Annotated in this window: 15 protein-coding genes; 3 read left to right on the top strand and 12 right to left on the bottom strand. The window is 60.8% G+C overall.

Annotation, left to right across the window (positions count from 1 at the left end):
* Positions 1–37 precede the first annotated feature (37 nt).
* On the top strand, positions 38–649 hold the full coding sequence (locus AC1RTP_RS15490) for a DUF2238 domain-containing protein (RefSeq protein ID WP_498608517.1): 612 nt from the start codon (positions 38–40) through the stop codon (positions 647–649).
* 1 nt (position 650) lies between these two features.
* Complete coding sequence (locus AC1RTP_RS15495) at positions 651–1,553, top strand: AEC family transporter (RefSeq protein WP_498608518.1); 903 nt, start codon at positions 651–653, stop codon at positions 1,551–1,553.
* Between the two features lie 92 nt (positions 1,554–1,645).
* Here AC1RTP_RS15495 and AC1RTP_RS15500 read toward each other — a convergent pair whose 3' ends face one another.
* The 12 genes from AC1RTP_RS15500 to AC1RTP_RS15555 form a co-directional block, all read right to left on the bottom strand.
* Positions 1,646–6,331 (bottom strand): glycoside hydrolase family 2 TIM barrel-domain containing protein, encoded by a 4,686-nt coding sequence (locus AC1RTP_RS15500; protein WP_498608519.1) that lies wholly within the window; start codon positions 6,329–6,331, stop codon positions 1,646–1,648.
* A 10-nt stretch (positions 6,332–6,341) separates the two neighbouring features.
* Entirely contained in the window at positions 6,342–9,308 is a 2,967-nt protein-coding gene (locus AC1RTP_RS15505) for a TonB-dependent receptor (protein ID WP_498608520.1), read from the bottom strand.
* A gap of 43 nt (positions 9,309–9,351) precedes the next feature.
* Positions 9,352–10,809, bottom strand: a complete 1,458-nt coding sequence (locus AC1RTP_RS15510; RefSeq protein ID WP_498608521.1) for a glycosyl hydrolase family 28 protein — start codon at positions 10,807–10,809, stop codon at positions 9,352–9,354.
* Positions 10,810–11,182: 373 nt separating this feature from the next.
* Complete coding sequence (locus AC1RTP_RS15515) at positions 11,183–11,485, bottom strand: hypothetical protein (RefSeq protein WP_498608522.1); 303 nt, start codon at positions 11,483–11,485, stop codon at positions 11,183–11,185.
* 49 nt (positions 11,486–11,534) lie between these two features.
* Complete coding sequence (locus AC1RTP_RS15520) at positions 11,535–12,209, bottom strand: tetratricopeptide repeat protein (RefSeq protein ID WP_498608523.1); 675 nt, start codon at positions 12,207–12,209, stop codon at positions 11,535–11,537.
* A 133-nt stretch (positions 12,210–12,342) separates the two neighbouring features.
* Entirely contained in the window at positions 12,343–12,873 is a 531-nt protein-coding gene (locus tag AC1RTP_RS15525; protein ID WP_498608524.1) for a hypothetical protein, read from the bottom strand.
* Positions 12,874–12,924: 51 nt separating this feature from the next.
* Positions 12,925–13,584, bottom strand: a complete 660-nt coding sequence (locus AC1RTP_RS15530) for a carbonic anhydrase (RefSeq protein WP_498608525.1) — start codon at positions 13,582–13,584, stop codon at positions 12,925–12,927.
* 6 nt (positions 13,585–13,590) lie between these two features.
* Entirely contained in the window at positions 13,591–14,715 is a 1,125-nt protein-coding gene (dnaJ, locus tag AC1RTP_RS15535; RefSeq protein ID WP_498608526.1) for a molecular chaperone DnaJ, read from the bottom strand.
* Between the two features lie 85 nt (positions 14,716–14,800).
* Positions 14,801–16,738: a molecular chaperone DnaK gene (gene dnaK / locus AC1RTP_RS15540; RefSeq protein ID WP_498608527.1), complete on the bottom strand. Its 1,938-nt coding sequence runs from the start codon at positions 16,736–16,738 to the stop codon at positions 14,801–14,803.
* A 70-nt stretch (positions 16,739–16,808) separates the two neighbouring features.
* A complete protein-coding gene (grpE, locus tag AC1RTP_RS15545) occupies positions 16,809–17,354 on the bottom strand; it encodes a nucleotide exchange factor GrpE (RefSeq protein WP_498608528.1) in 546 nt (181 codons plus the stop codon).
* 385 nt (positions 17,355–17,739) lie between these two features.
* The gene (hemH, locus tag AC1RTP_RS15550; RefSeq protein ID WP_498608529.1) at positions 17,740–18,789 is read right to left on the bottom strand and encodes a ferrochelatase; all 1,050 of its coding nucleotides are present in this window, start codon (positions 18,787–18,789) and stop codon (positions 17,740–17,742) included.
* A gap of 39 nt (positions 18,790–18,828) precedes the next feature.
* Complete coding sequence (locus AC1RTP_RS15555) at positions 18,829–19,227, bottom strand: VOC family protein (protein ID WP_498608530.1); 399 nt, start codon at positions 19,225–19,227, stop codon at positions 18,829–18,831.
* 146 nt (positions 19,228–19,373) lie between these two features.
* On the opposite strand from AC1RTP_RS15555, the gene AC1RTP_RS15560 reads away from it, so the two are divergent.
* Positions 19,374–19,796, top strand: coding sequence for a hypothetical protein (locus tag AC1RTP_RS15560; RefSeq protein WP_498608531.1), 423 nt, complete (start codon positions 19,374–19,376; stop codon positions 19,794–19,796).
* Positions 19,797–19,812 lie beyond the last annotated feature (16 nt).

A 19,812-nucleotide genomic window follows, 5' to 3' on the forward strand; every position in this document is an offset into this window, starting at 1 on the left:
GCAAGAACCGCGCCAGCTTTCGCGTTAATATTCGGGCATGAACCGAACAATCGCTCCTCTTCACCTGGCGCTGGCCGCCATTGTCCTGATTGTGCTGGCCTGGTCCGGCATTGCCCCATATGACCGAGCTACCTGGTGGATGGAGGTGGCGCCGGCCTTGGTGGCCCTGCCGCTGATGGCGGCGACTTACCGCAGTTTCCGCCTGACGGACTTGCTGTACGCGCTGATTGCGGTGCACTGCGTGATCCTGATGGTGGGCGGCGCCTACACTTATGCGCGTGTGCCGCTCGGCTTCGACATGCAGCACTGGTTTGGACTCTCGCGTAATCCTTACGACAAGATTGGCCATTTTGCACAGGGCTTTGTGCCGGCCATGGTGGCGCGTGAAATCCTTCTGCGCGGCGCCTATCTGGAGCGCGGCAAGATGCTGTCGTTTATCGTGATCTGCATCGTGATGGCGATCAGCGCGGGCTATGAGCTGATCGAATGGGGGGCGGCAGTGGCGATGGGCCAGGGGGCCGATGAATTCCTCGGCACCCAGGGCGACCCGTGGGATACGCAATCCGATATGTTCATGGCGCTGATCGGCGGCACGGTCGCGCTGCTCACGCTGTCGGGCCTCCACAACCGCCAATTGGCGGAGCGCTAGCGTGCTGGCGTCCATCGTTCCGGTAATCCTGCTCATCATTCTGGGCGTGGCGCTGCGCCGTGCCCACTGGATGCCGGAAGACTTCTTTCCTTCGCTGGAAAAATTCTCTTACTACATCGCCTTTCCGGCATTGCTGTTTACCGGCATTGCAAAGCTGGACTTCTACGGCAGGCTGGCAGGCGAGCTGGCGCTGGCCACGCTGCTGCCGACTTTCATCGTCGTGGGGCTTGCCCTGCTCGTGCTCTTGTTCTGGCACGGACTGCCCGATACCAGCCGGTCGTCCGTCGTGCAAGGGGCGATGCGCCCCAACAGCTACTTTGGCATTGCTGTTTCCGCCCTCTTCTTCCCGCAGCAGACGGCCGCGCTAGTGATGCTGGCGCTGGCGCTTTGCCTGCCGGTGGTAAACATGCTGTCGGTCCTGGCGCTTTCCTGGTGGAGCGGTAGGAAGGCCGACCTGACCACAGTCGCTAAGACCCTGGTCACCAATCCCATCATCGTCTCCACGTTGGCTGGCATCGCTGCCAGCCTGCTTGGCCTGGCGTTTCCGGCGCCATTGATGAATACCCTCGACATCCTCGCCAAATCGGCGCTCGCGCTCGGGCTGGTATGCGTGGGCAGCGGGCTGGTATTTTCGCTGGATGGATTGCGGCCTGCGGCGCTTATCCTGACATCCTTTCTCAAATTGCTCGTGCTGCCGCTGGTGGCTTCGCGCGTATGCGTCGCGTTCGGGGTATCGGAACCGGTGGCGCTGGCAGCGTGCTTTTACTGCGCGCTGCCGACCGCTCCCAATGCCTACATCATGGCGCGCCAACTGGGAGGCGATGCGCGCCTGATGGCATCGCTCATAACTTTGCAAACTTTGCTGGCAGCTATAACGATTCCAGCGGCCACCTATTTTCGGTGAGTTAAGCGCGGATAGTAGTGGTGTAAAAAAATTGGCACGGGCGGTGTGCCCGTGCCGCAAAAAACTAGCCTGGCATGGGAGTGCCTGGCTGGTCAGAGAGACACTTTGAATTCGTCGAAGTCGACGAAGCCGCTTCCCTTGGCTTCCGATGCGGTGCCGAACAAGCCCATACGGGCCCCGACCCAGCGGCCAACGGAGGCGCTGAATGGTTTGCCAAAAGCCTGGTAAGTCTTGTTATCCAGGCTATAACTGAAGATGGTGCGGCCTCCTTCCATCACTTGCAAGCGCAGGTAGACACTGCGGGCGGTCAATGCGATACCGGCTTGCTCCTCGTCGCGGCAGCCGGCCATCGCCTTGTGGCAGGTGTTCAGCACCAGGCGGTTGGCGCCGCCTTTGCGCTGCACGCCGATCCAGGCGTAATCGAAGCCATACATCAGGAGGCCGGCGCTGTCGCCGTCGGCCAGGCCGGACAGGTCCATGCTTGCGGTGGCCGTAAATTCGGCGGCGGGAAGCTTTTGCAGCAGCAAGGCGGCGCGGTTCCACAGACTGCCCTGCTGCTGCGCCAATGCATCGTATTGACTGAACAGGCGCAAGTGGCCGGGCCGCGCCCGCAGCGAGTACCACTCGGGGCGCCAGTTGGCGTTCCATTGCCATTGCAGGCCAAGCTGTGGGCTGTCAAAGCTGTCGCTGGTGGCGGGCGCCACGACATCGGAACTGCCTGCGAGCGGCTGGCGGTAATGGCTCACCGGCTGGCCGGTGCCCTTGCCATCGCGCTGTTCGCCGATTACGGGCCAGCCTTCCTGCCAGTGCATCGGCTGCAGGTGGACGATGCGGCCATAGACGCCCTTGTCCTGGAAGTGATAAAACCAGTCGCTGCCGTCTGCAGCCTGCACCCACGCCCCCTGATGCGGGCCGTTGGTGTCGGTCTGCCCCCTGGCCAGGACGATCTTCGCTTCGTACGGCCCGTCGATGCTGCGCGAGCGGAAGACCGATTGCCAGCCCTGTTCCACCCCACCGGCCGGGGCGAACACATAGTAATAGCCCTGGTGCTTGTATAGCTTGGGGCCTTCCACCGTGTGGTAGCCGGTGTATTTGCTGCCGTCGATGACGATGCTGCCCTTGTCATCCAGCAGGCGGCTGGCGTCGGGCGCCATGCGGCGCAGGGTCAGCACGTTATTGAAGCCGGCGCGGCTGCGTGCCCAGGCGTGCATCAGCCATGCGCTGCCGTCTTCGTCCCAGAACGGCGCCGGGTCAATGATGCCTTTGCCGGCCAGCAGCAAAGTTGGCGCGCTCCACGGGCCGCGGAAGTCGCGCGCTGTCATGACATACACGCCCTGATCCGGATCGGGGTAGAAGATCCAGAACTTGCCGTCGTGGTAGCGCAGCGCAGGCGCCCAAACGCCCTTGCCGTGGGCCGGGAGCTCGAACTGCGCTGCCGGCGCCAGTTGCGGCAGCGCGTGGCCCACCAGCCGCCAATGCACCATGTCGCGCGACTCCAGCAGCGGCAAGCCCGGCGCGCTGTTGAAGCTGGACGAGGTCATGTAATAGGTGTCGCCGACGCGGATCGCGTCCGGGTCGGAGTAGTCCGCGTGCAGGACGGGATTGCTGTAGTCCGAAGCCAGCGCGGCCGCCACCGGCTTGGCGGACGTGGGCGCGATGGTGAAGCTGTAGCGGGCCGGCTTCAGCCCGATGCGATAGCGCACCAGCGGCCGGCCGTCCGGGCTCCAGCCCGTGTCGCCGCCAACGCCGGCCTGGGCAAGGTCCACCAGCAGGCTGCCGTCGCCGTGCGGTGCTATATCGGCGTTATGACGCGTGCCGCGCGGACGCAGGTACAAGTCTTCATATGGGAAAGCCAGGGCATTCATCGCCAGCGGCGCGGCGCCTGTCACGCGGATCCCTGCTCCACCGGCGTCGGTCAGCGACATCCAGCGCACATCGATCTTGTTGCCGCTCTCCTGCGGGCGCAGATAGCCCTTGTGGTACTGGTCCGCCACCTTGCCGCTGTAGCGGGCAAGCGCGGCGCCACTCATGCGATCGATATAGGATTCCTGCGGGCCGCGGCCGTACCAGGCCAGGCTATCCAGGGCAGCGGCGTGGTTGAAGCGCATGCCCACGCGCAGCGGGTCCGGCAGGTCGTCGCGCAGCGGCGTGAACACTGCGTCCACCCGCACCTTGCCGTCGGCGCCCATGCGATAGGTGGTCTCCCACTCGACCGAACCGGCGCCAAACGCATACTGCACCTTGACGTAGTCACGCCCAACCTCCAGCGCACGCAACTGGCGCTGCTCGGTAAATTGCTGCCAGATCTTGTGGCTTTGCTCGACGCCCACGCCTTCGTCGTTGTCGGTCAATCCGCGCCAGAAGTTCGGCACGCCGCCCTTCAGCAGCAACTGGCCGTTGGCGCTGTAGCTCACCAGGCCTGTGCTGGTGTCGATAGCGAGGCTGGCGTTGGCGGCAGCCAGCGTGACCACGCCCTGCGTGCGCACCGGCGCCACGCGCTTGCCCGCCGGCGCTGTAGCGGCGGCCGGCGCTTTGGCGATGATGAATTGCGACCAGCCGAGGACCGTGCCTGCCGCCACGCCTTTGATGGCGCCGTCCTTGGACCTGGCGCGTACTGTCAGTACCAGCTCACCGCCCTTCGACGCGGCAGTCGGCAGCTTGAACGGGAACGGCCGGCTCGCGCCGGCGGGAGCATTGATGCCTTCAAGTTTGCCGTTGGCGACCGGCTCACCGTCGCGCGCCAGCGTCCATTCGAAATCAAAGCCCGACAGGTCGCTGAAGTCATAGCGGTTCAGCACGGACAGCGTGCCGCTGCGCGGGTCGCCTTCGAATACCACCGGCGAATAGACTTTCTGCAGCTCATAATATTCCGGCTGCGGCGTACGGTCGGAATCGACTACGCCATCGCCCACCACGCTATTGTCGCCGCGCTCCGGATTGAGGTCGAAGCCGGAAGCCCAGTATTCGCGTCCTTGCGCATCCTTGGCGCGCACGCCCTGGTCAACCCAGTCCCACACAAAGCCGCCCTGCAGTTTGCGGTGGGCGCGGATCACCTTCCAGTAGTCTTCGAAGTTGCCGAGCGAATTACCCATCGAGTGTGCATACTCGCACTGGATCATCGGCTGCTGGTAGCGCGGGTCCTTGGCATAGCCTGCCATTTTGTCGATGTCGTCATACATCGGCGCGTAAATGTCGACGTAGGCGTTCGGCAAATGCTCTTCGCCGAGGGTGCCGTAACCCAGGTAGCTGATCAGGCGACTCGGGTCGCGCTGGCGGATCCATGCCGCGGCCTGTTCGAAATTCATGCCAGTGCCGGCTTCGTTGCCCAGCGACCAGAAGATGATGGATGGATGGTTCTTGTCGCGCTCCACCATGCGCGAGATGCGGTCCAGGTGCGCGCCTTTCCAGGCTTCCTGGTAGCCGAGCTGTATGGCGGCGCGCTGCGCCGGATCTCCCGAGGCTGCGCCCTTCTCCATGTATTCGTGCGACTCGATATTCGCCTCGTCCATCACGTACATGCCGTATTCGTCGGCCAGTTCGTACCAGCGCGGATCGTTCGGGTAGTGCGAGGTACGCACGGCGTTGATATTGGCCTGCTTCATCAACTCCATATCGCGGCGCATCGAAGCCATCGACATCACGCGGTAAGTGTCGGGGTCGTGCTCGTGGCGGTTCATGCCCTTGATCATGACGCGCCTGCCGTTTACGCGCACTTCGCCATCGGCGATTTCCACGGTGCGGAAGCCAATCCTGCGCGAAGTTGCGGATACCAGCTTGCCGTCGGCGTCGCGGTACTCGAGCAGCAGGCGGTACAGGTTCGGCGTTTCCGCTGACCATGGTTTGACGTTGGGCAGCATGGCGCGCAACGGCGCCGCCTTGCCGGCAGCGATTACCGCATCGGTTGCCAGGACGCGCTTGTCGCCGTCGAAGAGGGTGGCGACCAGGCGCCCGCCGGATGCTTCGCCGGCCATCGCCGCTTCCAGCGCTAAGATGCCGTCGCGATAATGCGCCTTGTCCAGCGCAGCGGTCACGGTGAAGTCGCGCAGCCGTGCGCGCGGCTCGGCGTAAATGTAGACGCTGCGTTCAATGCCCGACACGCGCCAGAAATCCTGGTCTTCCAGGTAGGAACCATCGGCAAAGCGATACAGCTCGATCGCGATCGTGTTGCGGCCGGGCCGCACGTACTTGCCGATATTGAACTCGGACGGCAGCTTGGAGTCTTCCGAGTAGCCGACCTTTTCGCCGTTGATCCAGATGTAGTAGGCCGCGCCTGCCGCGCCGATATGCAGGAATACATCGCGCCCCTGCCAGCCGACCGGCACGTCGAAGTCCCTGCGGTAGGAACCCACTTCATTCAGGTCGTGCGGAATGAAGGGCTGGTTGGCCGGGAACGGATATTTGATATTCGTGAAAATCGGTTTGCCGAATCCCTGCGCCTGCATCATGCCCGGCACCTGAATGGTTTTCCAGCCGCTGACGTCGTACTCCGGCTTGTAGAAATCGGCGGGGCGCTGGTCCACGCCCTGGGTATAGGCGAAAGACCAGCGGCCGTCCAGCGAGCGGTAATACTGCGAGGCCGCCATGTCGCCCGCGAGCGCCAGCTCGCGGGACTCAAAATTGAAGAACGTGGCCTTCATCGGTTCGCGGTTGACTGCCACCACGCCCGGCTGCTCCCACTCGGCCACTGACCCGGACTGCGGCGCCCCCAAGGCCGGCGCCAGCACCGGAACCAGGACCATGAGCGCTGCGGCAGCACCCGCGAATCGATACTTGGCCACGTTATCTCCTTTAGTTACCGAACTTGTAGCGCAGGCCGATGCTGAAGATGCGGCCGTTGCCATAGTGCTGCAGCTCGACGCCAGTCTTGTAATCCGGCTCGCCGATGTAACGGTGCAGACCGCGGTCGAGGATGTTGTTGACGTTGAACGACAGGCTAAGATTCTTGTCGATCTCGTAGTTGATCGAGCCATCCAGGATTCCGTAGGCGTCGATGGCGCGGCTGTCGATCGGGTTCGGTGCCACATCATTGAACAGCGACATCGAACGCCAGGTGTACACCAGACGGCCCGACAGCTTCTGGTCTTCATACATGGCTGCCATGCTGAAGTTGTGCTTGGCCTGGAACGGCTGCGGCATGCTGACGACATTCGGCGCCGCAGCGGTGCCGAAGTTCAGCGGATTGGACGTCTTAACGAAGGTGTACGAACCGCTGAAGCCGAAGTTCTGCAGCATGCCGGCGGAGGCGTCGAAGAAGTACTGGCCCGAGATTTCAGCGCCGCGTGCGTAGCCCTTTTCAGCATTGACGGTCTTGCTGACGGCATACTGTCCACCGGAGCAGCCGTTGCTGTTGCCGGTGTAAGGACCCGCCACGGCAGGATCCAGCGTCTGGCAGGAAATCAAGCGGTTGAAGAAGCCGTCGATGTCCTTGTTGAACACGGCGAGCGCCGCGTAGTTGGTCTTGCTGAAGTAACGCTCCAGCGACAGGTCGACGCTGTTGGCGGTCAGCGGACGCAGCTCAGGGTTGCCGACGCTGGCGGTGCCGAGGGTGGTATTCACGGCGCCGATCGAAGGGTTCAGGTCGCCCAGGCCGGCGCGGGTCAAGCCCTTGCCGTAGGCGAATCGCACCAGCGTATCGGGCGTAATATCGTAGGTCACGTTCAGGCTTGGCAACGCATTGGTGTAGCTGGTCTTGCCCACCACGTCCACCAGTGCGCCGGTGGTGACATTCGGGACACGCGCGATGGCCTCGCCGCGGGTGCGCACCACGCGGACGCCGACATTACCTTTCAGGCGGTCATCCAGCCCGGAGAATTCCCCTACCAGCCAGCCGGCCAGGGTATTTTCCGACACGAAGCGGTGTTCCGAGCCGATTTCAGGGTAATTGCCATCGGCAGGGATGCCCGCCTTCGGGAATGCGGCCGCCACCTGGTTGCCCAGCAGCGCGTCCGGCGCATACACCGCGAAACCGCCCGAATAACCGGTATCGCCGCGCATGAAGTTGGCCGGCGCGTTCTGGATGACGCTGGCCATGGTCGAGGCGTTGATGGCATTGGAACGGTCGGCCGCCAATGCCTTGCCGTCGGTGGTCAGCGGCTTGCCGGTGAAGCGGAAGTTGCGGTAGGTGCTCTCCATTCTCGCGTAACGGGTACCGAACTTGATCTTGTTGATCCAGCCAAGGTCGGTGCTGTAGGCGCCGCTCAGCACCGTGGCATTGCCCTTGTCGTTCCAGCTCTGGTTGGTGCCGTTGTCATAGCTGCGGAACACGAAGTTCGCAGGATCGGCCAGGTCCGGGCCGGTGAAGGTCAGCTGGTGCGGAGCGCCATCGACGATGCGGTTCGTGGACCACAGTTTGCCAGGGGCGGAATCCATGATGACCGAGCGGTTGTCCTGGGTCTTCTTCGACTTGATGTACGAGAAGTCGGCCTTCAACGACAGCTCCGCCGTCGGGCTCCATTCCGCGCCGGCCGCGCCGACCCAGGTCGTGTAAGGGGTGTGCTCATCGCCGCCCATGCTGGTGACGGCCGAATTCAGGAAGCTGCCGCTTTGGATGCGCTTGTCGACCAGTACATCGTTGCTGCCGCCATTGAAGTTGCGGTTCGCGAGCGATTCGGTGAAGTTGAACGGCGTGGTCTTCAGGTTCTGCACGTTGGCGCCGTCGACCGAGTTCAAGCCGCGATAGTTCTGGTGATAGAGGTAGTACAGGTAGTTCGCTTCGGTATAGAAGCGCAGGGTATTGCTGACGCGGAGGTCGGCCGCCAGGTTCAACCCCTTGCGCTCGCGCATAATGGTTTCCTGGAAGACGTTGTTGGTCAAGCCGGTCGCCGACATCACGTTGCTGACCTGGTCCGCTGTCATGCCCGCCAGGTTCGGCGTATTGGCGCCCACCGTGGACGAAGTAGGCAGGGTGCCGACGTTGTCGAGGAAGCTGACGTCGCTACGGCCCACATAGGCCGACATCGGCTGGAACGGGCTGTTGGCGGTATTGGCCGCAGCGCGGGTTGCGTACTCGGAGCTGTCGGCGCGCACCGCGCGTTTGAGCGCCGCGCCGCGGTTGGCCGGATTATTGTCGGAACGGTCGGTGCTCTTCTGGTAAACCGCTGCGCCCATCACGCCCAGGCGGCTGCCGCCACCGAGGTCGAAGCGGTTGGCGCCCATCACGAACGCTTCCGGCTCGGTCTTATGCGCCAGGTCGTTATTGCGGAAGTTGAGCGATGCCGCAAAAGTCGGGCCTTTGAAATCGCTCGGATTGCGGTTGCGGATGTTGACCAGGCCGCCAATGCCGCCTTCGATATGTTCCGCCGACGGGTTCTTGTACACGTCGACGCCGGCGATCATGCCCGGAATCGCGCTTTCGATATTGAATTCGCGGCCGCCGGCAGTATTGAATGCACGGCCGTTGATTTGCGATGCGGTCTGGTTGCTCAAGCCGCGGATGGTCAGGCCGGAACCTGCGCCGACCGGCGAAGCGCCCTGACCGCCGTAGCGGTAGCCCTGCACGCCCGGAATGCGGGTCAGGGTCTCGGCCACGTTGTTGTCGGGCAGCTTGCCGATATCTTCCGCCGTGATCGAATCGACCACTTCCAGGGTATCGCGCTTGATCGCCACCGACGAGCGGGCGCTGGCGCGGATACCGCTCACCACCACGGTCGCCGAATCGGCTTGCTGTTCCTGCGCCATGGCGTGCGGCGCAAAGGCCTGCGTCACGGCCAGCGCAACGACGGACAGTTGCAGTGTCATCTTGGCTTGCTTGTTCATGCTCCATCTCCTCCAGGTATTTTTTTGAGTACTGCGAAGACTGCTAGCGGAAGGTCACTCCGCTGACGTATTGACCGATTTCGAGCAAATTGGGAGCCGCGCCGGTTAGGCGTTTGCCGGCAACCGTCACGTTGTCGATGACGATGTTGCGCACCTGGCGGTTGGCGTCGTGGCCGTAGATAACGGATGCACTGGGCGAACCCTTGCCGGTGTAGCTGATGTTGCGCAGCGTGATGTTCTCGATGCCGCGCCCGGGGCTGGTGTTGTACTTGGGTGTATAGGCAATATGCAGGTTGAACAGCTTGCCCTCTTCGATGCGGTCGACACGGATGTTTTCAAACATCACGTCGCGCACCAGGTTGTCGTCGCCGGCCATGATGCCGATGGCGCCTTCGTACTCGGTTTCATCCTCGTCGTGTTCGAGGATATCGATATTGCTGAAGCGGATGCGCTCCAGGACTTCCGGCTCGGGGTGGGCCGACGTCGGCGTGTTGCCGTGGATGCCGATCATGATCGCGTGCGCCACGTCGGCCCACAACGTGGTGTCGGTGACCGTGATGTCGCGCGAATTGCCCCATATGTCCCAGCGGTGGTTGTAGATCGTGATGCAGTCGTCCGAGGTGCGGATAAAGCCGCCGCTGATGCGTACCCGCTCGCAGGCAAAGTGGCCCAGGCCGTCCGACCATTTGCCGGCACCGATGGTGCGGATATTCTTTTCGTCGACATCCTGCGAGGTCACGCAGCGCATGGTGCCGTGCGGCTGGTTGATGAAGATCGGACCATCGATGCTGACGTTCTTCGAGTTGCGGATCGTGATCGAGTCGACGCCGTCGAAAACGCCGTCGCTGACGACCTTGACATTCTCCACGCCGTCGATGATCAGGGGGCTCTTCAGGAAAGCCGAACCGTCGATATACACCGTGCTATTGGAGCGCAGGCGGAATTCGCCGCTATGGATGCCCGGGCCGAAAACCACCACCGGCTGGGTGAAATCGGGCATGCTGCCCTGCCCGATACTGTAGCTGTCCAGGCCCGCCGCTTGCGGCGGCATGTCCTTGCGGATGGCGTGGGTGAAGATGTGCAGGTTATGCAGGCGGTCGTCGTCGAACTCGACGCTCAGGTTTTCCGGCCGCTGCATGGTGAAGTAGGCAACGCCGTCGCGCACCTGGGGCTTGACGCCGCGGTTGTCCGGACGCACCTGCACTTTAGTGAAGGCGCCGTTATTCTTCTGCACGGCGACTTCGACGCTGCCCTCGAAGTTGAAATAGACCATCGAAGCATCCTGCGGCTTGTCCAGGTCCACCTTGGCGTTGTATTCGTACAGGTCCTGCCATACGCCGCCCGGAGTGCGTACGCGCACCGTGAAGTCGTCGTTATGGTGCGAATAGCGCACCGGCTGCGGGAAAGGAAACACCTGCAGGCGGTCGGCGGCCAAGGCGGCGGCCGGCATCAGCAGGGCAAGGCTGACGCACGCGGCGCGCCTGAGCATATTCGTGAACATTCCTGTCTCCTTCGTTTGTCCCCAAGGCTCGTTGTTATCGATAACTAGCAACGACGGCCGGACGCCTTTTGTTTTTTGACGCGTTTTTCAACATCCTACGCAAGCTTCCCTGGCAAGTGGAATGAAAAAAATGCGCTTATCTATATGAAATTGGCATGGGTTTCGTGTTGCAAGCGGCGCATTCTTGTTATCGATAACGAACATAGGGCAGCGAGGACCGCATCCTCAGCCCGAATGGCGCTGCTGCGACCAAGGCGCTGATGTCGAATACGCGCGTGGTCATGATGGAAGGGATCGGCCACTTGCCGATGCTGGAAGCAACGCGTCGGATGGCGCGCGACTTCCTCGAGTTTCAACAGACGCAGACTAAAGATTAATCTTTCTTGCCGGTCAACTCGTGCGCGCCATCGCGGAATGCATGACCAATATCGCGGGTCACGTTTCTCGTCCCGTGCCCGACCGCGCGCGTGCCATCGCGGAAACCATGGCCGATTGCTTTGGTCGTTTTCTTGGTCGTATGGCCGACTGCCTTTGCCGCCTTCTTCGTAGCAGCGACCGGGTGCACGCCACTGGAGCCTTTATCCGCCGGCTCACCGGCCGACGCCGAAGCCGCAAACAGAGACGCGGCGATCACCAAAATGGTCCCGTATGCTTTCTGATGCAATTTCATATTCATTCCCACATCGTCACGAAATCAGGACTATCTTACCCTATGGCTGAAATCCTCATGCCGGGCGGCCGGTCAGCGCGAAGGCGCGGGTGCGTTTGAGGAATTCGTTGAACTGGGAGGCGTGGCCGGGGAAGCGTTCCTGGCCCTCGGTGAAGATCGCGGCCGCTTCATCGAGGTGGCCCAGCTTCATCAGGCATTCGCCTTTGCAGAAGAAGGCGGACATACCTTCCGGGTTGATGTAGAGCGATTCTTCGAGATCGCGCAGGGCTTTTTCGTGCAGGCCCAGTTCCATGAAGGAGAAGGCTCGCTTGTCCAGAGCGTCCGTGTAGGCGGGATAGAGCTCGATCGCCTTGCCGTATTCGTTGATTGCTTCGATGCGACGGTTTTCAGCGGCGTGCAGGCCTGCACGTTCGAAGTGCTCTTCGGCCTTGCGCATGATGGTGTCGACGTCCTGCCCGGTCAGGCGAACATAGAGTTCGAAGTCCATATACTTCAAGCCTTGCAGTTCGCGCGCTGAAGCGGCCTGGTTGCCGACGAGCTCCCAGCCTTCGGCCAGCGATGCGGCGGCACGCGGCGCATGGGCCATGCGTACGGCAGCCTGGGCCAGCGATTCCAACGTCGGCTTGCGTGGCGCAGGCTCGTAGGTCAGGCAATGCGCGGTGGCGCTTTCGACGGCAAAGACTTTGAGAGCGGTCCAGCCACGTCCTTCAGGCTGCGGCTGCACGAGCACATCACCCGCCTTTACCGCGAGCTGCTGACAGGGTTGGAATTTCCCCGCCGCCCTGTTACGCGGAGCGCCGAGGGAAACAAGGAAGTCGGAAATGGATTTGAGCATGCACGAAAGTGTACATGCTTTTCAGGCATCAATGGCTTGGAACAGGGTCGAAGAGGTCGTGCGCCAGGGTCTCAAGCACATCATAGTATTGATCGCCCGGACGAATGTTCTGTTTACCGGCTTCGCTGTCGGCGAAGAACACCTGGCACGCCTGCACGCGGTCCGGTGCAGCCTTGAGCTGCGCTTTGGCGTCTGCCGCAGTCTTCTCGTCGATTCGCCTGATCTCATCCATGCCATCCATAAAGCCTTGGCCTGGATCTTTCGTCGTCCCTCTCTTCCCTTGGTAACGGATAGCCGTCGCTGAAAAGCGATAGTTATTTCTCTGCCAGCGATCAGCAGGTCCCTCTTGCGTGGACGCCGGCATATTCAATTCTTTTACACAGAGCCGTCCCATATTGTGGAGGAACCACGAGCGCTCGCGGACGAATACTGCAGCCGCATCGCGTTCCGCAGTGAATTCCACTGAGGTCGCCGCCAGCTCGGCCCTCGTCCGCTCTGGCAATGGCCCCGCCACCGCTTGCGCCGCTGCGCAGGCCAACAACACATAAATAATCTTCACTTCAACCTGTCCTCCAATATGAAGAAAGCCCGCGGTTGCGGGCTTTCTGACTTACAGGGCGTTGGCGTATTCGGCCAAGCGGGCATCGAGGCAGGGCTGCAGGTCAGCCAGGGAGCTGATGTTCATGCCCAGGTCGTGCAGCAGGCCGTCCTTCAAGCCGTACACGAAGCCGTGCACGGTGAGTTCCTGGCCGCGGTCCCACGCGTCCTGCACGATGGTGGTCTGGCAGACGTTGACTACCTGCTCCACCACGTTCAATTCGCACAAGCGCTCGCTCTTCTTGCCGACATCGGCCAGCGCGGCGCCGAGATAGCGCTCGTGTTTCTGCGCGACGTCCTGCACATGGCGCAGCCAGTTGTCGACCAGGCCCACGCGGCCGCCGGTCAGCGCGGTGTGCACGCCCTTGCAGCCGTAGTGGCCCACGATGATCACGTGCTTTACTTTCAGCACTTCGATCGAGAACTGCAGCACCGACAGGGAATTCAGGTCCGAGTGCACAACCACGTTGGCGATATTACGGTGCACGAACACTTTGCCCGGCGGCAGGCCAAGCAGTTCGTTCGCAGGTACGCGGGAGTCGGAGCAACCGATCCACAGGTACTCCGGACCCACTTTCGACAGGTCGTGGAAGTATTCCGGGTCCTTGGCAATTTTCGCCTCGGCCCATTTACGGTTGTTTTCCAGCAGGTGCTTCAGTACGTCGTCGCTCATTTTTTCTCACTCGAAGAAGTCTTTAACCTTGTCCATGAAGGACTTGGTCTGTGGGCTATGCTTCGCACCACCCTCGGTGGTGGAACGCTCGAATTCGCGCAGCAGGTCTTTCTGCTTGTCGGTCAGCTTGACCGGGGTCTCAACGGCGACATGGCAGAACAGGTCGCCCGGATAACCGGAACGAACGCCCTTGATGCCCTTGCCCTTGAGACGGAAGGTTTTGCCGGACTGGGTGCCGTCCGGGATGGTGAACGATACTTTACCATCCAGCGTCGGCACTTCGATCTCGCCGCCCAGCGCCGCCTTGGCGAAGCTGATCGGCATTTCGCAGTGCAGGTCGTCGCCTTCGCGCTGGAACACAGCGTGCGGCTTGATGTGGATCTCCACGTACAGGTCGCCCGGCGGGCCGCCATTGGTGCCTGGCTCGCCGTTGCCGGTGGAACGGATGCGCATGCCGTTGTCGATACCGACCGGGATCTTCACTTCCAGCGTCTTGTTACGCTTGATGCGGCCCGCGCCGGAGCACGATGGGCATGGTTCAGGAATGATCTTGCCGGTGCCGTGGCACTTAGGGCAGGTCTGCTGGATGCTGAAGAAGCCCTGCTGCATGCGGACCTGGCCGTGGCCGCCGCAAGTGCCGCAAGTGACCGGCTGGGTGCCTGGCTTGGCGCCGGAACCGTGGCAGGTGTCGCACTTGTCCCAGCTCGGCACGCGGATGGTGGTGTCGAAACCGTGGGCAGCCTGCTCCAGGGTGATTTCCAGGTTGTAGCGCAGGTCTGCGCCGCGATAAACCTGCGGGCCGGAAGAACGGCCGCGGCCACCGCCGCCGAAAATATCGCCGAAGATGTCGCCGAAAGCATCGCCAAAGCCGCCGAAGCCGCCACCGCCGCCGCCACCCATATTCGGATCGACGCCGGCGTGACCGTAGCGGTCATACGCCTCGCGCTTCTCCGGGTTGGTCAGCATCTCGTAGGCCTCTTTGACCTCTTTGAACTTTTCCTCAGCCTCTTTGTTATCCGGATTGCGGTCCGGATGATATTTCATCGCGAGTTTGCGATAGGCCTTCTTGATTTCGTCTTCGGACGAGTTCTTAGCGACCCCGAGGATCTCGTAAAAATCACGCTTTGCCATGGTGTACCAATTTATGCGAAAAAGCCGAGCGAGCCCCTGATGGATGCTCGGCTCGGCAGGTCAGTGCTTAGACCGGATTTGGTGCTTACTTGCTGTCTTTGACTTCTTTGAAGTCGGCGTCAACTACGTCGTCCTGTGCTGGCTTGGACTCGGCGTGAGCACCGGCGCCTGCTTCGGCACCGGCAGCGCCTTGCTGCGCCTGCATGTCAGCGTACATCTTCTCGCCCAGCTTCTGCGAAGCTTCGGACAGTGCTGCCACTTTGGCGTCGATCGCTGCCTTGTCGCCATCCTTGATGGTGGCTTCCAGTGCGGTGATCGCAGCTTCGATCTTCTCTTTCTCGCCGGCTTCCAGCTTGTCGCCGTATTCGGTCAGGGACTTCTTGGTCGAGTGCACCAGCGCGTCGGCCTGGTTGCGGGACTCGGCCAGTTCCTTCAGCTTCTTGTCTTCTTCCGCGTTCAGCTCGGCGTCCTTCACCATCTTCTGGATTTCCTCTTCGGACAGGCCGGAGTTTGCCTTGATGGTGATCTTGTTTTCCTTGCCGGTGGCCTTGTCTTTCGCGCCGACGTGCAGGATGCCGTTAGCGTCGATATCGAAGGTCACTTCGATCTGCGGGGTGCCGCGTGCTGCTGGCGGGATGCCTTCCAGGTTGAATTCGCCCAGGCCTTTATTGCCGGCAGCGATTTCGCGTTCGCCCTGGTACACCTTGATGGTCACGGCCGGCTGGTTGTCGTCGGCGGTCGAGAACACTTGCGAGAACTTGGTAGGAATCGTGGTGTTCTTGTGGATCATCTTGGTCATCACACCGCCCAGGGTTTCGATACCCAGGGACAGCGGGGTCACGTCCAGCAGCAGCAGGTCTTTACGGTCGCCCGACAGAACTGCACCCTGGATCGCGGCGCCGACGGCCACTGCTTCGTCAGGGTTCACGTCTTTACGTGGATCCTTGCCGAAGAACTCTTTCACTTTTTCCTGCACCTTAGGCATACGGGTCATACCGCCGACCAGGATGATGTCGTCGATGTCGGACACTTTCACGCCGGCGTCCTTGATCGCGGTGCGGCAAGGCTCGATGGTGGCGGTGATCAGCTCCTCAACCAGGGACTCCAGCTTGGCGCGGGTCATCTTCAGGTTCAGGTGGACTGGAGCGCCGTTCGCCATGGCGATGTAAGGCTCGTTGATTTCGGTCTGCTGCGAGGAGGACAGTTCGATCTTCGCGCGCTCGGCCGATGCCTTGATACGCTGCAGGGCGATTGGGTCCTTCTTCAGGTCCAGGCCGTTGATCTTCTTGAACTCTTCGATGATGTAGTCGATCACTCGCTGGTCGAAGTCTTCGCCGCCCAGGAAGGTGTCGCCGTTGGTCGACAGAACTTCGAACTGCTTCTCGCCGTCCACGTCGGCGATTTCGATGATCGACACGTCGAAAGTACCGCCACCCAGGTCATACACGGCGATCTTGCGGTCGCCCTTGTCGGTCTTGTCCAGGCCGAATGCCAGTGCGGCTGCGGTAGGTTCGTTGATGATGCGCTTGACTTCCAGGCCAGCGATACGGCCGGCGTCCTTGGTTGCCTGGCGCTGCGAGTCGTTGAAGTACGCAGGCACGGTGATGACCGCTTCGGTCACTTCTTCGCCCAGGTAGTCTTCGGCGGTCTTCTTCATCTTGCGCAGGACTTCTGCGGAGATCTGAGGAGGAGCCAGTTTCTTGTCACGTACGCCGATCCAGGCGTCGCCGTTGTCGGCTTTCATGATTTCGTAAGGCATCAGGGAGATGTCCTTCTGGACTTCTTTCTCCTGGAATTTACGGCCGATCAGGCGCTTCACCGCGAACAGGGTGTTCTTTGGGTTGGTCACAGCCTGGCGTTTGGCAGGTGCGCCAACCAGGATTTCGCCGTCTTCTTGGTAGGCGATGATGGAAGGGGTGGTACGCGCGCCTTCCGCATTCTCGATGACCTTCGGCGCGCCATTTTCCATGATGGCGACGCAGGAATTGGTGGTGCCCAGGTCAATACCGATGATTTTGCCCATGATTTGTTCTTCCTTGTGTACTAAGTTTAATTACTTCTTATATGTGGAATTTGTGTTTCTTTTCAAGTGCTTACTTTGGCTGGGCAGCCGTCACGATGGCGGGACGCAGCAGGCGATCCGCAATCATGTAACCCTTTTGCAGCACTGCTACAACGGTGTTCGCTTCTTGTTCGGCAGGCACCATGGCGACGGCCTGGTGCTTGTTCGGGTCCAGCTTTTCGCCGGCCGCCGGCATCACTTCCACCAGGCGGTTGCGCTCGAAGGCGGAGCTCAGCTGCTTCAGGGTCATTTCGACGCCTTCTTTCAGCGATTCCAGGGTCGGGTTTTCGACTTTCAGGGCCATTTCCAGGCTGTCCTTCACCGGCACCATGGCTTCGGCGAAGCTTTCAACGGCGAATTTGTGCGCCTTGGAGACGTCTTCCTGCGCGCGGCGGCGGATGTTTTCGCTCTCGGCCTTGGCACGCATGAAAGCGTCGTGCATTTCTGCCAGTTTTGCCTCGGTCTGGGACAGCTGGGCTTCCAGGTCGGACATTGCCGGCGCTTCGGCTGGAGTCGTTTGCTCTTCTGCCTGGTCCACTTCGGGGTTCTGGCTTGGCTGGTTTTCCTGGTCTTGCATCTAAAAGACTCCTACAAAATCAAATTTAATCAAAAGCACCAGCAAGAAATGGGGCTTTCCCCTATCTTTTCAAGGGGTATTCTGCCCCTCTGTGCAAAGGATCGGCGCACGCCGTTGGGAGCGTTGTTGTAACAGCAGAGTTACAATTTTTACAAAGCTCAGTGATACGTAAACCGGGGTTTTGACTAAGATGAATCTATGCGGTGCCTGGACACCGCGCCCCTCGGAGCGCATCATGAAGTTGCCATTTATTACAGCATCGATCATCGCGTGGAGCTTCCTTGCAACAGCGGTGATCGTCTTCAGCGAACTCTTTCCCTAACCAGTTATTTTAGCAGGTTAGCACTCAACACCCGCAAGTGCTAACAACGCTGGCTTGCGGTGATCAGCGCATCTTGCGCATGGACGACATGGTCGGCCAGCCGATCATGTGCTGTTCGGCGACTTCCGTCAGGGCGGAAATCCAGGCCGGATGGCTGTTCAGGCAAGGGATGTAATTGAATTCCTTGCCGCCGTTGGCCTTGAACTCGTGCCGCACTTCCATCGCAATTTCTTCCAGGGTTTCCAGGCAATCGCTGGTAAAGCCCGGGCAAATCACGTCCAGCTTGCGCACGCCGTCTTTTGCCAATTGCGCCACGGTTGGCGCGGTGTAGGGCTGTAGCCACTCAGCCTTGCCGAAGCGGGACTGGAAAGTGACCAGGTAGTCGTTTTCATTCAGGCGCAGCTTTTGCGCCAGCAGGAGCGCCGTTTCCATGCATTCGCGCTGGTAGGTGTCGCCCAGGTCGATGGTCCGTTTTGGCACGCCGTGGAAGCTCATCAGCAGCTTTTCGCCGCGGCCGTGGGTTTCCCAGTGGGCAAGGACGGTCTTTTTCAGTGCATCCACATAGCCGTCGTGGTCGTGGTAATCGCGCACGAAGCGCAGCTCGGGCACGTTGCGCACCTTCTTATAGTGGTCAAACACGGCGTCGCTGACCGAGGCGGTGGTGGTGCCGGAGTATTGCGGGTAGGCCGGCAGGATGAGGATGCGGTCATGGCCGTCGGCTTTGAGCTTGCCCAGCACTTCGGGCAGGGACGGGGAGCCGTAGCGCATGGCCATGGCGACGGTCACGTCATTGTGGCCGCGCTCACCGAGCAGGCCGCGCAGCAGCTTGGCTTGCGCTTGCGTGTGGAATTTGAGCGGCGACCCGTCGCTGGTCCAGATCGAGGCGTATTTTTGCGCCGACTGCTTGGCGCGGAATGGCAGGATGATGCCGTTCAGGATGAACCACCAGATGGCCTTCGGGATTTCGACCACGCGCGGGTCGGACAGGAATTCCTTCAGGTAACGGCGGACGGCGCCTGGCGTTGGTTCATCGGGAGTGCCGAGATTGACCAGAACCACAGCGGTTCTGGTCACGGTGCCTTGTGGGATTTGTGGTTCTTTGGCGAACGGCATGGAGGCTCTTTTCTTATTCGTGAGCCAACCATTATAAATTCATTCCTGTGGCGCGACCCAGACCAGGTTCCACAGGTGGCCGTCGATGTCCTCAAAACCCTGGTCGTACATGAAGCCGTGATCCTCGGGCGGATGCGGAATGCGGGCGCCTCCCGCTTGTGCCTTGGCGATCAGGTTGTCGACTTCCTCGCGGCTGTCGCACATCAGGCAGATCACGACTTCATTCGCCTCTTTCGCCTGCACCACCGGCTTGTTGATCAGCGACTTGAAGAAGGTTTCTGTCGTCAGCATGGCGTCGATTCCGCCTTCGACGACGTGCATGTAAGCCGCGTCCTGGTTGCTGAATTGTGGATTGAACGTGAATCCCAGTGCGGCAAAGAAGGCCTTGGATTTTTCCAGGTTCCTGACCGGCAGGTTAAAGATGACTGACTTTTTCATAGCGTCTCCATGTCAAGGTGGTGGGTCTTACATCCCTACGACGAACAAGGGCGGGCCAAATCGACAGTTACCTCAAATTTTGACTCACAGTCGATTTTCCCGTGTACAATTAGTTAGCAATTCTTTAACAACTCTTTGGAGAGTACATGAAAATCATTGGAGTCAGTCTGGCCGCCCTCGCGGTCTGGTGTTCCGTTGTTCCCGCGTACGCCCAGCAGCAAGAGCAAACTGCACAAGCTGTCGAAACTCCACAAACCTTTGAGAGCGTCACCGTCACCGCACGGCGCTTCAAAATTGTGCCGCAGGAGTTCGCAGATTACGAGTACGCCTACCATCTCAACAACGGAGACGTGGCGCGCTTCAGCCGCAAGGTGGGGCGCTACTATGTTTCTGTCAAAGGCCAGCCTGTAGTGGAAATCTTCTCCACCGCCATTGACCGTTTCGTCACCAAGCGCGGCGCCAAGCTACTCTTCACCGAGGGTGGCGAAGCGCTGACCATCGATAACTACGAGCAGCTGCAGATTGAATCGGGCTTGCCAGTGACAACCTTGGCGGCAGCGCCGAAATAATCGAGGCCGCCACGCC

The organism is Pseudoduganella sp. GW821-FHT11H04, assembly GCF_058807935.1.

Excerpts from the sequence above, each read along its gene's own strand:
- AC1RTP_RS15505 (WP_498608520.1), bottom strand. The coding sequence starts at position 9,308 with ATGAACAAGCAAGCCAAGATGACACTGCAACTGTCCGTCGTTGCGCTG.
- hemH (WP_498608529.1), bottom strand. The coding sequence starts at position 18,789 with ATGCCGTTCGCCAAAGAACCACAAATCCCACAAGGCACCGTGACCAGA.
- AC1RTP_RS15555 (WP_498608530.1), bottom strand. The coding sequence starts at position 19,227 with ATGAAAAAGTCAGTCATCTTTAACCTGCCGGTCAGGAACCTGGAAAAA.
- AC1RTP_RS15510 (WP_498608521.1), bottom strand. The coding sequence starts at position 10,809 with ATGTTCACGAATATGCTCAGGCGCGCCGCGTGCGTCAGCCTTGCCCTG.
- AC1RTP_RS15515 (WP_498608522.1), bottom strand. The coding sequence starts at position 11,485 with ATGAATATGAAATTGCATCAGAAAGCATACGGGACCATTTTGGTGATC.
- dnaK (WP_498608527.1), bottom strand. The coding sequence starts at position 16,738 with ATGGGCAAAATCATCGGTATTGACCTGGGCACCACCAATTCCTGCGTC.
- AC1RTP_RS15530 (WP_498608525.1), bottom strand. The coding sequence starts at position 13,584 with ATGAGCGACGACGTACTGAAGCACCTGCTGGAAAACAACCGTAAATGG.
- dnaJ (WP_498608526.1), bottom strand. The coding sequence starts at position 14,715 with ATGGCAAAGCGTGATTTTTACGAGATCCTCGGGGTCGCTAAGAACTCG.
- AC1RTP_RS15490 (WP_498608517.1), top strand. The coding sequence starts at position 38 with ATGAACCGAACAATCGCTCCTCTTCACCTGGCGCTGGCCGCCATTGTC.
- grpE (WP_498608528.1), bottom strand. The coding sequence starts at position 17,354 with ATGCAAGACCAGGAAAACCAGCCAAGCCAGAACCCCGAAGTGGACCAG.
- AC1RTP_RS15560 (WP_498608531.1), top strand. The coding sequence starts at position 19,374 with ATGAAAATCATTGGAGTCAGTCTGGCCGCCCTCGCGGTCTGGTGTTCC.